This is a genomic window from Paenibacillus sp. FSL R10-2199 (assembly GCF_038000235.1).
GTDB lineage: Bacteria > Bacillota > Bacilli > Paenibacillales > Paenibacillaceae > Paenibacillus_AQ > Paenibacillus_AQ phytohabitans.
Genome location: NZ_JBBOBO010000001.1, coordinates 4498557 through 4512709, shown reverse-complemented (window position 1 = coordinate 4512709; position 14153 = coordinate 4498557). Strand labels below are relative to the sequence as shown.

Below are 14153 nucleotides of genomic sequence, written 5' to 3'. Positions count from 1 at the left end.
TCCTTTATGTTCCGTAGCTCTATTCGGTTTTGCCGATTTCTCCGAGCAGCTTCTCAATATGACTTCCGTAAGCAACGGATTCGTCAATCTTGAAGATCAGCTCTGGAGTATGGCGCAGGCGGATTGCTTTGCCAAGCTCCGAGCGGAGAAAGCCGTTAGCTTTCTCAATCGCCTTGAGCGAGTCTGACTTCTGCTCCTCGTCCCCGAATACGCTCAGGTATACCTTGGCCTGTGACAAATCATTTGTCACATCTACGCCAGTTACAGTTACGAACCCGACGCGCGGGTCCTTTAGTCCGCTTTGGATGAGCTGGCTCAGTTCTTTCTTAATCTGTTCGCCAACCCGTCCGGCTCTGATTTTAGACATCTATATTCACCTCTTCGCTTAGCGCTCTACCGTTTCCATAATGAACGCTTCGATAATGTCGCCTTCAACGACATCATTATAGCGTTCCAAAGTTATGCCGCATTCATAACCCTGCGCCACTTCTTTAGCATCATCTTTGAAACGTTTCAAGGTGTCGATCTTGCCTGTGAAGACAACGATACCGCTGCGGATCAGGCGCATTTCAGCGTTGCGGGCAATTTTGCCGGAAGTAACCATACAACCTGCAATGGTACCCACTTTGCTGATTTTGAACACATTGCGCACTTCAGCATGGCCGATAACATTCTCTTTGTAGATGGGATCAAGCATCCCCTTCATGGCACTTTCAATTTCTTCGATTACATTGTAGATGATGTTATGCAGACGCACATCCACTTTCTCCTGCTCCGCTGCAGCTTTCGTCTGGGTATCCGGACGAACATTGAAGCCGATGACAATAGCGTTGGATGCTGCTGCCAAGGTAATGTCGGATTCCGTAATCGCTCCGGCACCGCTGTGAAGGATCTTCACGCGAACACCTTCAACTTCGATCTTGGCCAGGGAGCCTTTCAGCGCCTCTACCGAACCTTGTACGTCACCCTTGATAATCACGTTGAGATCTTTGATCTCTCCGTCCTTGATGTGCTTGAACAGATCATCCAATGTTACACGGGTGTTCGTGTTCAGCTCAGACTGGCGCTGCGTAGTCGAACGTCTGTCCGCAATCGCACGGGCCTTGCGCTCATCTTCAAAGGCCATAAACGGATCGCCCGCCTGCGGCACTTCAGTCAAACCGGTAATTTCCACTGGTGTGGAAGGTCCCGCTTCTTTGATTTTGCGTCCCTTGTCATTGACCATGGCACGTACGCGTCCGAAGCAGTTACCTGCTACAAAGGCGTCGCCGACTTTCAGCGTACCGTTCTGTACGAGAATACGGGCAACCGGTCCACGGTTTTTGTCAAGCTCAGCTTCTATAACAGTACCGCGTGCCCGTTTGTCCGGGTTCGCTTTGTACTCATTTACTTCAGCAACGAGCAGAATCATTTCCAACAGCTCTTCCAGGTTGATGCGCTGTTTGGCCGACAGGTTGACGAAGATCGTATCGCCGCCCCACTCTTCCGGAACCAGCTCATAGCTTGTAAGCTCCTGCTTCACCTTGTCAGGGTCCGCACCTGGCTTGTCGATCTTGTTAACTGCAACAATGATCGGAAGTCCGGCCGCCTTGGCATGGTTGATTGCTTCTACCGTCTGCGGCATAACACCGTCATCGGCAGCTACAACGATAATCGTCATATCCGTAACCTGGGCACCACGGGCACGCATAGCGGTGAACGCTTCATGGCCCGGTGTATCAAGGAACGTGATTTTCTTGTGGTTGATTTCGACTTGGTAAGCACCGATGTGCTGCGTAATTCCGCCTGCTTCTCCGCCAGTTACGTTCGTGGAACGGATGGCATCGAGCAAGGTTGTTTTACCATGGTCAACGTGACCCATGATCGTTACAACCGGAGGACGGGACTGCAGATCATCGTCGGAATCGTTCTCTTCCACGGTTTCGAAGCTGTCTTCATCTACCGGGATCTTCACTTCTACTTCTACACCGAACTCGCCGGCCAGAAGAAGGATCGTGTCGATGTCAAGCTCCTGATTGATCGTGGCCATAACGCCCATCGAGATCAGCTTCTTAATCACTTCCGAAGCATCCTTGTGAAGCAGCTTCGCGGTCTCACCAACCGTCATGCTGCCGCGGACAATAATCTTCTTCGGTGTGTTGTCAATCTTCTCACGGTGTACCATCGGCTGGTTTCTGCCGCGGTTGTTCTTGCCGCCACGGCCGCGGAAGTTGCCGCCTTTGCCGTCATCAAAACGTTTCTGGCCGCTGTTATTGTTCGGTCTGCCGCCAGTAGCATTCTTCTTCGGACCTCTGTCACCGCCGCGGGAGAAATCTCCGCCTGCGTTGCCTTGACCCTGCGGGCGGTCGCCCGTGCGTGGTGCAGTACCTTGACCTTGTGGACGGTCACCTGTACGGGGTGCGCCGCCTTGACCTTGCGGACGGCTGCCAGTGGTGGAGCTGCCCTGCGGACGGCTGCCGCCAGTGGAGCTGCCCTGCGGACGGCTGCCAGTGGTGGAACTGCCCTGCGGACGGCTGCCAGTGGTGGAACTGCCCTGCGGACGGCTGCCGCCGGTGGAGCTGCCTTGTGGACGGCTACCGCCAGTCGAGCTGCCTTGCGGACGGCTGCCGCCGGTGGAGCTGCCTTGCGGGCGGCTGCCAGTGGTTGAGCTGCCTTGCGGGCGGCTGCCAGTGGAACTGCCTTGCGGGCGGCTACCAGTGGAACTGCCTTGCGGGCGTGAATTCTGAGCTGTACCTGTTGTTTGTGTTCTGCGGGAATCTTGTCCGCTTTGGGGCCTTGGGGACGTCGTCGATTGGTTGTTGTTTTGGTTACTGTTCATACCTACCTGCTTTTCCGGTTGATTTTTGTTGGCATTCTGAGCACTTTGGGGTTCGGCTGTTACCGCGCCGGTGGTTACCGGACGGCTGCTGGTGCCGGTGTCCCGCTTGGCTGCAGCGTTTGACTTGATGTCCTTGAAGAACTGTTCAACTTTGTTCACGGAGCCATTCTCCATGACACTCATATGATTATTCACAGGGACATTCAAACGCTTCAGAATTGTAATGATTTCTTTACTGCTCATGTTCAGTGACTTCGCGTATTCATACACGCGCAGTTTATCCTTATTGTCTTCTTTAGTCAATAACTCCACCTCCGACAGTATCTCCAAGCGTTCTGGAGATCATTTCCGCGAATCCTTTATCCGTAACGGCCAGCACTACGCGCTGGTCTTTACCAATACTTGCACCGAGTTCATCCCGGTGAAATGCGATTACTAGTGGAATATCGTAGGTCCCGCACTTATCGCGGAACTTCTTTTGGGTATTATCTGAAGCGTCACCTGCCAGGACGACCAGCCTCGCCTCTGAAGACCGCACTGCCTTAAGCACAGCCTCGTCGCCGGTGACAATCTTGCCTGCTCTCATCGCAAGCCCTAAATAAGAAAGAGTCTTACTCATTGTCCTCACTATCCTTCGCTGCCAAAAATTGCTCCTCCACGGATGCAAAATCCCGGGCAAGCTGGGCGTAGATTTCAGGACTCACTTGACATTTCAATGCTCGGTCAAGTGCTTTGGTCTTTTGTGCCAGCTTAAAGTATTCCAGTTTACCGCAGATATAAGCACCACGGCCCGACTTCTTGCCCGTCAGGTCAATGAGCACTTCACCCTCAGGCGTTCTCACCACGCGAATCAGCTCTTTTTTGGGCATCATCTCTTGGCTGGCAACGCATTTGCGCAGCGGCACCTTTCTTTGCTTCATAGTAGCGCCTCCCGTCAGTCAGCAGATTCATTAATCGATGGAGACGGAATCCTGATGCATTTCATCATTAGAAGTTCTGGGTCTGCCGTATTCCTGCTCTGCCTGAGTCTCACTCTTGATATCAATTTTCCAGCCGGTCAGCTTAGCAGCAAGACGGGCATTCTGCCCTTTGATGCCGATCGCCAGCGACAATTGATAATCAGGAACGATGACACGCGCCATTTTCTCAGCTTCAAAGACCTGAACTTCAAGCACTTTGGACGGGCTGAGCGCATTGGCCACATACTCCTGCACGAGCTCGGAATACCGTACGATATCAATCTTCTCGCCGCGAAGTTCGGTTACGATGGTCTGAACACGTGTACCTCTAGGGCCTACGCAGGAACCAACGGGATCGACTTCAGGGTTACGCGAGAACACGGCGATTTTGGAACGGAAGCCGGCTTCGCGGGCAACGGAACGAATCTCCACCACTCCGTCAAAAATCTCCGGCACTTCCAGCTCGAACAGACGCTTCAGCAGACCCGGATGACTGCGGGACAGCATGATCTGCGGTCCTTTGGTCGTATTCTCCACCTTGGTGATATAAGCCTTGATACGCTCGCTCTGCTTGAATTTCTCGCCCGGCATAAGCTCGCCCAGCGGCAGAACCGCCTCGATTTTACCAAGATCCACATAAATGTTGCGCATATCCTGACGCTGGACAAGGCCGGTAACAATATCATCTTCCTTGTCAATAAAAGCGTTATAGATAAGTCCGCGTTCCGCTTCGCGGATACGCTGTGTAACAACCTGCTTGGCAGTCTGGGCAGCTATGCGCCCGAAATCACGCGGTGTAACTTCGAGTTCGGCAATATCCTCCAGCTGGAAATGCGGGTTGATCTCCCGGGCTCCCGGCAGAGAAATCTCTGTCCGTGAGTCCAGAACCTCCTCCACAATCAGCTTGCGGGCAAAAACCTTGATTACACCTGTGTTGCGGTTCATATCCACACGCACATTCTGCGCCGCATTGAAATTGCGTTTATAGCTGGAGATCAGCGCAGCTTCGATGGCTTCAAACAGCACATCCTTGCTGATGCCTTTCTCCCTTTCCAGTTCATTCATAGCTTCGATAAACTCCATACTCATGAAATTCCGGTCCCCCTTTCAAGACGTTAAAAAATAATGGCCAATCTCGCACTGGCGACCTTGGCGTACGGTACTACATGTTCTTTTTTGCCCGCGGAGATGAGCAGTTCCTCGTTCTCGAACGAGAGCAAACGACCTTCGAATTCTTTGAGTCCTTGAATCGGCTCATACACCGTTACATATACATCCTTGCCAACCGCTTTGGCAACATCTGCAGCTTTCTTGAGCGGACGTTCAGCTCCGGGCGAGGAAACCTCAAGGAAATAAGCTTCGGGAAACGGATCATTCTCATCCAGCTTCTGGCTGATATATTCGCTGATGGTGCCGCAGTCATCGATATCGATGCCGCCTTCTTTATCTACGAATACCCGCAGGAACCAATTGGAGCCTTCTTTCACGTATTCAACGTCCACCAGTTCGAAACCATTGTCCTCGAGATAGGACCCAAGCAGTTGCTCTACCGTCTGTTTAATTTTGGATTTGGGTGTGCTCAAAAGAAGATTACCTCCACGAACTTGTCTTTTGCTATATACCAAAGATAAAGAGTGGGTTTCCCCACTCTTTACACAACGGACTTATCTCATTATTACCAAAAAAATTATACCATAGTGAGTCTGCACTGACAAGTACCAGCCCTTGACTCCCTTATTTCAAAGCATGATTTGCAGCGAAATTTAGAATAATGACAGCTGGTTGCTCTCCGGCAATCCGCGGAAGCAGCCCATTCCGTTAAGCAGCTCAATCACCGTTTTACTGGCTTTGGATTTCTGCTGGAAGTCCTCAATGGAGAGGAATTCGCCGGCATCCTTGGCTGCCGCAATATTGATCGCGGCATTGTCACCAATACCCGCAAGCGAAGAGAACGGCGGAATCAGGCTGGTGCCGTCAACGGTGAATTTGGTGGCATCGGAACGGTACAGATCGATATTTTTGAAGGTGAAGCCGCGGGCAGTCATCTCCAGTGCCATTTCCAGTACCGGAAGCATCGCTTTTTCCTTCGGCAGCGCCTGGAAGCCTTTTTGCTCGATCTCTACAATCTGGCGACCAATGGCCTCATATCCCTTGCAGCAGAGTTCAATATCGAAATCAGCGGCACGGACAGAGAAGTAAGTCGCATAATATTCAATCGGATAATACAGCTTGAAGAAGGCGGTCCGCACTGCAGAGATGACATACGCTGCCGCATGCGCCTTCGGGAACATGTATTGGATTTTGAGACAGGAATCAATGTACCACTGCGGCACCTTGCATTTCTTCATCTCTTCGATCCACTCGGGCGGAAGCCCCTTCCCTTTACGCACACTTTCCGTAATTTTGAAGGCCAGGCTGGCATCCATATCGGCCTTATAAATCAGGTAGAGCATGATATCATCACGGCAGCCGATAACCGTCTTGATGTTGCAGGTATTGTTCTTGATGAGCTCCTGGGCATTCCCCAGCCACACACCGGTCCCGTGGGACAAGCCTGAAATCTGCAGCAAGTCGGCAAAGCTGGAAGGCTTGGCTTCCACGAGCATCTGGCGGACGAATTTCGTCCCCATTTCCGGTACTCCGTAGGTAGCTACAGGGGTCCGGATCTGATCCGGTCTTACCCCGAGCGCATCTGTGGAGTTGAACATGCTCATCACCTTCGGATCATTCATCGGAATGGTGGTCGGGTCCACGCCGGTCAGATCCTGCAGCATGCGCATCATGGTCGGATCATCATGGCCCAGAATATCAAGCTTCAACAGGTTGGCATCGAAGGCATGATAGTCAAAATGGGTTGTTTTCCACTCAGCCGTAACATCATCCGCCGGGAACTGCACAGGGGTAATATCTTCAATCTCCATATAATCCGGCAAAACAACGATACCGCCGGGATGCTGCCCCGTACTGCGCTTCACACCCGTGCAGCCTGCCGCCAGACGGCCTATCTCGGCTCCGCGCCAGCGTTTCTGGTGATGCTCTTCATATTTCTTTGTGAACCCGAAGGCGGTCTTCTCAGCTACGGTACCGATGGTGCCTGCCCGGAATACATTGTCAGGTCCAAACATTGTTTTGGTAAAATTGTGGGCATTCGGCTGATACTCCCCGGAGAAGTTAAGGTCGATATCGGGAACCTTATCCCCCTTGAAGCCCAGGAACGTCTCAAACGGGATATCCTGGCCTTCACCCTTCAGATTCCCGCCGCAGTCCGGACAGGCCTTGTCCGGCAGGTCGAAACCGCTCGGCACGCTGCCGTCAAGGAACCATTCACTATGCCTGCACTCCGAATTCGTGCAGATATAGTGGGCCGGCAGCGGATTAACCTCAGAAATACCAAGGAACGTTGCAACAACGGACGACCCTACCGATCCACGCGAGCCGACGAGATATCCATCCTGGTTCGACTTTTTAACGAGCCGTTCCGAGATCAGATAGTTGGCAGAGAAACCGTATTTAATAATCGGGGCGAGTTCCTTCTCCAGACGGGCTACTACAACCTCCGGCAAATCCTCGCCGTAAATTGATTTGGCTGTCTCATAGCAGGTATTGCGGATCTCATCATCCGCTCCTTCAATAATCGGGGTGAACAGCTCGCTCGGGAACAGATCATATTCCTCGAAACGTTCGGCCAGCTCCACGGTATTGGTGACCACGACCTCCATCGCTTTTTCCGGGCCCAGGAACTCAAATTCCGTAAGCATTTCCTCGGTGGTCCTGAAATGGGCATCTGGTTTACGCTGGTCCTTCAGCGGACTGAAGCCGGTAATCCCGTGAATTGTAATATCACGGAACAGCTTGTCACGCGGCTCCAGGTAATGCACGTTGCCGGTGGCAATGACCGGCTTGTTCATCTGGTCGCCGATTTCACATATCTTGCGCACAACACCGCGTAAATCCTCGGCGCTGGCCACGAAGCCTTTATCCACCAGATGCATGTACATGGTCAGCGGCTGAATCTCCAGAACGTCATAGAACTGGGCGACCTCAATGGCCTCCTCCACCGTCTTGTTCAGCACCGCTTCAAAGAACTCACCGCGCTCACAGCCGGAGATGACAATCAGCCCGTCCCGGTGTTCCTCAAGCTTCGATTTGGGGATACAGGGTACCCGTTTATAATACTCCGTGTGCGACATGGAGATCAGCTTGTAGAGATTCTTTTTGCCGGTCGGATTCAATGCATAAATGCCGCAGTGAAACGGCCGTACATTCGAGAGGTCATTGCCTACATAATCATTCAGCCGGTCAAGCCGGGTTAACCCTTTCATCTTTTCCGCATCCGCGAGTAATCCATTAAGGATACCGCCCAGGGCAATCGTATCGTCCACCGCCCGGTGATGGCTCTCCAGCAGCACTTTGTACTTGTCAGCGAGTGTATTGAGCCGGTGGTTCTTCATCGTCGGGAAGAGCAAACGCGCAAGCTCCAGCGTATCCAGCGAAGGATTCGGCAGCTGCGGCTGTCCCAGCTTCTTCAGGGAAGCCTGAATGAACCCCATATCAAACCGTGCATTGTGGGCTACCAGAATGCTGTCGCCTATAAACTCAACGAACTCTTTGAGTACAGGTTCCAGATCAGGAGCGTCTTTGACCATTTCATCGGTAATGTTGGTCAGCTGCTGGATATGGTAAGGAATCTTTTCATGCGGATTAACGAAGGTTGTATAACGGTCCAGCTCTTTGCCTTCGCACATTTTAATTGCTGCAAGCTCTGTAATATTGTTGCGCGTGATCGACAGACCGGTGGTTTCGATGTCAAATACGACATAGGTTGCTGTTTTGAGCTCCAGGGGCTGTGCATTCTCCACGATGTTTACAGCATCATTTACGACGTTGGCTTCCACACCATAGAGCATTTTGAGCTTATGCTTATGTGCAGCATGGTTCGCATCCGGGAAGCTCTGGACATTACCGTGATCCGTAACAGCCAGTGCCGGGTGTCCCCATTTCGCAGCGGTTTTGACATAATCGGTGATGGTTGCCACTGCATCCATCGTACTCATTGTGGTATGCAGATGGAATTCCACCCGCTTCTGCTTGGCATTGTCCTTACGCGCCGGCGGTGCAGAGACTTCCGACAAATCCGACGGGATCATCACCAGTTCCGGAATTTGCATGAAGCGGTCGTATTCAACTTTGCCGCGTGCCCGCACCCACTTACCGTTGGCCAGCTGCCCCATCACTTTAAGGTCTTCCTTGGTCTTCGCAAACATCTTCATCTGCAGTGAGTCGGTGAAGTCGGTGATGCAGAAGGTATAGAGCGTGTTGCCGTTACGCAGCTCTTTGGTGTCGAGTCCAAAAATCGTACCTTGAATCGTGATCTTCTTCTCTTCATCCTGGATGTCCAGAATCGATACGGCCTGCTCTTTGATCTCATATCCGATCTGAAGCTTAATTACCTCATTCGGATCACCGGGTTCCTCAGGCTCGTCCGGTTCGCTGGCCATCATCATCATCTCTACCAGTTCACGCTGTTCCTGCTGGAGTTTCTGCTGGAATTCCTCGTAGGCATCCGCTTTGCTCTCGTTCTCGGCAATCTGCAGCTTCACCTTAAGGGAAAGTCCGAAATATTTATCATAATATTTAATAATGGCTGCTTCGATGCCTTTTTTACGGGCCAGTTCAAGAGACATGGAATCGCTCAGGCTAAGCAAAAGCGTGCCGTCCTGCAGGTCCTGACTGGAGCGCGTCAGCCATCCGTTAACGGATGGAATCTCACGCTGGACCCACTCGAGGAACATTCCCCAGTACTCCTGTACAATATCCGCTCTGTTGATTGTGTCATCATATAGGAACAAGAAGCTGACTTTGGCAATATGCTGCAGCTTCTCACGCATTCTAAGGACAAAGGTCCGGTAGGTCTGGGCCGGAACCAGGCTGTCTTTCGCAATTACAATATGCCAGTCACGGTTACCGCGGCTGATTTCCACACGCTCGATCTGCCCGTCCAAAAAGTAGGGATCAATAATGGCCGGTGGAATTTCCCCCTGCTTCATTAACAGCTCGAACCTTTTTCTTCTCTCCACGTTTAGCTCCATGGTTTCCCCACCTAACTCGGCAATAATTAGCTATACCCATAACATAATTCTAATATAGTAAGAAAAGCTTCCGGTTCAAAAAGCATTGGGTAATTGCGGCCCGCCGACTCCTCTCGCCAGAAGCTAATATAAAGGATCAAATAAAAATTGAAGTTGCCGCTTAATACGCTTTGGCGAATACAACTGTATGCAGGGCCGGCTCACCGCAGCAAATACAAGTCTCTTTCGTTTCGGACGGATTGAACGGAATATTACGGCTGCCTGCGCCTGTTTCTTCCTTCACCTTGGATTCACATTCCTCCGAGCCGCACCAGCCTGCAAGTGCAAAGCCGCGCTTCTCTTCCATGGATTCCTTCATTTGCTCTAAGGTATCTACAGAATAGAAATGATCCTCACGGAACTTCAGAGCCCGCTCGAACATTTCCTGGTGAACCTGCTTCAGCATAGCCTTCACTTCTTCAACCAGATTCTCCTGCTGGATAATCTTCTTCTCTCCGCTGATCCGGGATACGATTACGCAGACTCCGTTCTCCATATCACGCGGTCCAAGCTCCAGACGTACCGGTACACCGCGCATTTCGTATTCATTGAACTTCCAGCCCGGTGTAACATCAGCGCGGTCATCTACACGTACGCGGATTCCGGCACTCTTCAGCTCTTTGAACAGCTCATCTGTGCGCCCGATCACTGCTTCACGGGTCTTAGGCGGCCCGATCGGAATCATAATGACCTGAGTAGGCGCTACCTTCGGCGGCAAAGCCAGTCCGCGGTCATCCCCATGCACCATGATCAGTGATCCGATTAGACGTGTTGTAGAGCCCCATGAGGTTGTATGTGCATATTCCAGTACATTATCACGGCTTAAGTATTGGATATCAAAGGCAACTGCGAACTTGGTACCCAGATAATGCGAGGTAGCCGCCTGCACAGCCCGTCCATCTTTCATCATTGCTTCAATGGAATACGTATCTACCGCACCAGCGAACCGCTCGGATGGTGTCTTCTGTCCGGTAACCACCGGAATCGCCAGAAAAGTCTCTACGAAATCACGGTAGTTATCCAGCATCTTCATCGTTTCTTCACGCGCTTCCGTCTCATTCTCATGCGCGGTATGGCCTTCCTGCCAGAGGAATTCCGTAGTACGGATGAACGGCAGTGTACGTTTTTCCCAGCGGACTACATTAGCCCATTGGTTAATCAGCACCGGAAGGTCACGGTAGGACTGAATCCATTTGGAATACATGTGGCCGAACATGGTCTCGGAAGTAGGACGGATTGCCAGACGTTCTTCCAGCACATCGCCACCAGCTTCAGTCACCCAAGGCAGCTCCGGATTGAAGCCCTCAACATGTTCTTTCTCCTTCTGGAAAAAGCTCTCCGGAATAAACAGCGGGAAGTAGGCATTGCGGTGTCCGGTTTCCTTGAGGCGGCGGTTCATCTCCTCCTGGATATGTTCCCAGATCTCGTAGCCGTCCGGTTTGAACACAATACAGCCGCGGACCGGAGAATAATCCATCAGGTCCGCTTTTTTGATCACATCAATATACCAGCGTGAGAAATCTTCGCCCTGCGGCGTGATTTCCGTAACGAACTGCTTGTCTTTTGCCATGTAAAGAGATCCTCCTAAATTCGCCCCGCAAAGCGCCGGTTAACAAGTGAAGCTGTCAAGAGCTTTGCGGGGACCCCAAAAGAATGTAATGTGAACAAATCAGCCGCTTATGAGGCGTAATATATCATTATAAGTCACAGCAATCATCACCAGGAACAGCAGCGCAAAGCCTACGAAATGGACCATGCCTTCGCGGTTCGGGTCCACCGGCTTACCGCGCAGCGCCTCCACGCCGAGAAACACGAGCCGGCTTCCGTCAAGTGCAGGAATCGGCAGCAGGTTGAAGATCCCGAGATACAGGCTGAGAATAGCCGCCCAATAAGTCAAATACTGAATCCCCTGCTGGGCAATCTGTCCGGTCAGCTGGAAGGTTCCCACGGGTCCGGAGATATCATCCATATTGAACTTGTTGATCAGCTGCTTGAAGCCGATGAAGATCAGCTTCGTGGTATCCACCATGGCAGTTCCTGACTTGGTGATAGTCTCACCAACCCCGGCCTTGCGAGTAGGAAGTTCCGGAGTGATCCCGACTTTGCCGCCTTCCTCCCCTTCCATACTGCGGGGAATCATAGCTACATTAAGCGTTTCATCGCCGCGCTGCAGTGTCCACTTCATCTCTTTGCCCTTGGACGCAGAGGTGAGCGAGATCATTTTCTGGTAATCTCCACCGATAGTTTCGCCGTTAACGGCTACGACAATGTCGCCTTTCTGCAGACCGGCTTCCTGGGCCGGCATTCCTTCACTTACATCACCGATCTTCACATAGGTCGGATTCTCCACCTGGATACCGGCCATTTGCAGATGAAGTGCGAACAGCACAAAAGCCAGAATGAAGTTCATCACCGGACCGGCCAAGATCGCCACCGCGCGCTGGCCCACGCTTTTACTGCCGAACTGGCGGTCTTTGGGCGCGATCTGCGTCTGCTGGCTTCCCTTAATCATCATCGCCTGCGGATGTACGTCGTATGTGGTTACTTCACCATCCACATCGAGACGGATTTTCAGCTCATTCTCAAGATCCGTGAATTGTGCTTCACCGCGGATTACATTTCTGCGTGTATCCAGTGAATCCAGGTAAATATTCTTCACCTTATTATCCTGGCCCAGTCTGACCGCAATGGTCTGTCCGGGACCGATCTCAATCATTTCCGGATCCTCTCCGGCCATCCGGGCATATCCCCCAAACGGCAGCAGGCGAAGCGTGAACTGGGTTTCATTGCGTTTATAAGAAAACAGTTTCGGACCGAAACCGATAGCAAATTCCCTCACAAGAATTCCGGCGCGTTTGGCAAAATAATAATGTCCCCATTCATGGACGGTCACCAGAACAAAGAACATAAATACCGTCAAAAAAACGACTCTTACCATCTCCATTGCGAAACATTCCCCCCTTTAGGTGTAAGACCGAAGTATGTCCTCTTAATTTATCATTATTCCAAGGTAAGGCACAAGAGAATCAACAGTCCACCCCTATTTTTCAGGGCATAACAAATATTTCCGGTATACAAAATGCGCCTTGTCCTCTTACAGCACAGCCGCAAGTTCCCGGGTCACCGTATCACAGTGCTGAATCTGCTCCAGATTCGGATGAGCCGCATTCTCATGGCGCTGAAGGACTTCATCAATAATCTCGTCAATCCGCAGGAACGGAATCTCGCCGCGCAGGAAACGGGCAACGGCAATCTCATTCGCTGCATTGAAGGCGGTTGTAGCCGTACCTCCCATGGTGCCGCAGTCGATAGCCAGCTTCAGGGCGGGGAAGCGCTCATAGTCCATCTCACGGAAAGTGAGACTGGCTACTTTGGCCAGCGACAGCCGCTCAGCAGGCGACTGCCAGCGGTCCGGATAGGTGAGTGCATATTGAATCGGAACCCGCATATCCGGCGTTCCCAGCTGCGCTATGATACTGCTGTCACGGAATTCCACATAGGAGTGAATAATGCTCTCCGGATGCAGCAGCACATTAATCTGTTCATACGGGAGGGCAAACAGATGATGCGCTTCGATTACTTCCAGCCCTTTGTTAACCATGGTTGCCGAATCAATCGTAATCTTGGCCCCCATGCTCCAGTTCGGGTGGCGCAGCGCATCCTCTACAGTAACATTCTTAAGCTGTGCTCGCGTATAATCACGGAAAGATCCTCCGGATGCTGTGATGGTAATCGAGGCAACATCTTCGCGGTTCTCGCCGTTTAAGCATTGAAAAATGGCTGAATGCTCGCTGTCAACCGGCAGCAGCTTGACGCCTTTGCGGCCCGCCAGCTCCGTAACCAGGTGTCCGGCGGTAACCAGCGTTTCCTTGTTGGCCAGTCCAATATGTCTGCCGGCTTCAATAGCCGCCATTGTAGACTGCAGACCCACACTGCCCACGAGGGCAGTCACAACCGTCTCAGCGTCACCGCCGGCGGCAATCTCCACCAGACCTTCACGTCCGCTGTAGAGCTCTACGCCGGCAGGCAGACTGGATCTGATCTCCGCTGCAAGCTCCGGTGTAGATACAGAAACGCGGCGCGGATGGAAGCGGCGGACCTGCTCCAGCAGCAGCCGGGTATTCGTTCCCGCTGCCAGCCCGTCCACTACAAAGGCTTCCGGATGCATGGCTACGACATCGAGTGTCTGGGTGCCGACTGAACCCGTAGAGCCGAGAATACTGATTCTTTTCACAGTTGAAACCTTCT

10 protein-coding genes are annotated in these 14153 nt (G+C 52.0%); all 10 read right to left on the bottom strand.

Annotated elements, in window-relative coordinates:
* Positions 1 to 19: 19 nt before the first annotated feature.
* Positions 20 to 367 (bottom strand): 30S ribosome-binding factor RbfA, encoded by a 348-nt coding sequence (rbfA, locus tag NYE33_RS19630; protein ID WP_039294844.1) that lies wholly within the window; start codon positions 365 to 367, stop codon positions 20 to 22.
* Positions 368 to 385: 18 nt separating this feature from the next.
* The gene (gene infB / locus NYE33_RS19625) at positions 386 to 3121 is read right to left on the bottom strand and encodes a translation initiation factor IF-2 (protein ID WP_341068711.1); all 2736 of its coding nucleotides are present in this window, start codon (positions 3119 to 3121) and stop codon (positions 386 to 388) included.
* Positions 3114 to 3437: a YlxQ family RNA-binding protein gene (locus tag NYE33_RS19620; RefSeq protein WP_039295273.1), complete on the bottom strand. Its 324-nt coding sequence runs from the start codon at positions 3435 to 3437 to the stop codon at positions 3114 to 3116. The genes infB and NYE33_RS19620 overlap by 8 nt, the downstream gene beginning before the upstream one ends.
* Positions 3430 to 3738 (bottom strand): RNase P modulator RnpM, encoded by a 309-nt coding sequence (gene rnpM, locus NYE33_RS19615; protein WP_036692616.1) that lies wholly within the window; start codon positions 3736 to 3738, stop codon positions 3430 to 3432. Before rnpM ends, NYE33_RS19620 begins: the two co-directional genes overlap by 8 nt.
* Positions 3739 to 3768: 30 nt before the next feature.
* Complete coding sequence (gene nusA / locus NYE33_RS19610) at positions 3769 to 4866, bottom strand: transcription termination factor NusA (RefSeq protein ID WP_039295270.1); 1098 nt, start codon at positions 4864 to 4866, stop codon at positions 3769 to 3771.
* A gap of 26 nt (positions 4867 to 4892) precedes the next feature.
* Positions 4893 to 5360 (bottom strand): ribosome maturation factor RimP, encoded by a 468-nt coding sequence (gene rimP / locus NYE33_RS19605; RefSeq protein ID WP_039295269.1) that lies wholly within the window; start codon positions 5358 to 5360, stop codon positions 4893 to 4895.
* A 180-nt stretch (positions 5361 to 5540) separates the two neighbouring features.
* Positions 5541 to 9866, bottom strand: a complete 4326-nt coding sequence (locus tag NYE33_RS19600) for a PolC-type DNA polymerase III (protein ID WP_042138119.1) — start codon at positions 9864 to 9866, stop codon at positions 5541 to 5543.
* A 160-nt stretch (positions 9867 to 10026) separates the two neighbouring features.
* Positions 10027 to 11475, bottom strand: coding sequence for a proline--tRNA ligase (gene proS / locus NYE33_RS19595; RefSeq protein WP_042138120.1), 1449 nt, complete (start codon positions 11473 to 11475; stop codon positions 10027 to 10029).
* Positions 11476 to 11574: 99 nt separating this feature from the next.
* Complete coding sequence (gene rseP, locus NYE33_RS19590) at positions 11575 to 12849, bottom strand: RIP metalloprotease RseP (RefSeq protein WP_042138122.1); 1275 nt, start codon at positions 12847 to 12849, stop codon at positions 11575 to 11577.
* A gap of 150 nt (positions 12850 to 12999) precedes the next feature.
* Positions 13000 to 14139, bottom strand: a complete 1140-nt coding sequence (locus NYE33_RS19585) for a 1-deoxy-D-xylulose-5-phosphate reductoisomerase (RefSeq protein ID WP_042138124.1) — start codon at positions 14137 to 14139, stop codon at positions 13000 to 13002.
* Positions 14140 to 14153 lie beyond the last annotated feature (14 nt).

Coding starts and splice junctions, on each gene's coding strand:
- rseP (WP_042138122.1), bottom strand. CDS start 12,849: ATGGAGATGGTAAGAGTCGTTTTTTTGACGGTATTTATGTTCTTTGTT.
- rnpM (WP_036692616.1), bottom strand. CDS start 3,738: ATGAAGCAAAGAAAGGTGCCGCTGCGCAAATGCGTTGCCAGCCAAGAG.
- rbfA (WP_039294844.1), bottom strand. CDS start 367: ATGTCTAAAATCAGAGCCGGACGGGTTGGCGAACAGATTAAGAAAGAA.
- NYE33_RS19620 (WP_039295273.1), bottom strand. CDS start 3,437: ATGAGTAAGACTCTTTCTTATTTAGGGCTTGCGATGAGAGCAGGCAAG.
- nusA (WP_039295270.1), bottom strand. CDS start 4,866: ATGAGTATGGAGTTTATCGAAGCTATGAATGAACTGGAAAGGGAGAAA.
- proS (WP_042138120.1), bottom strand. CDS start 11,475: ATGGCAAAAGACAAGCAGTTCGTTACGGAAATCACGCCGCAGGGCGAA.
- NYE33_RS19600 (WP_042138119.1), bottom strand. CDS start 9,866: ATGGAGCTAAACGTGGAGAGAAGAAAAAGGTTCGAGCTGTTAATGAAG.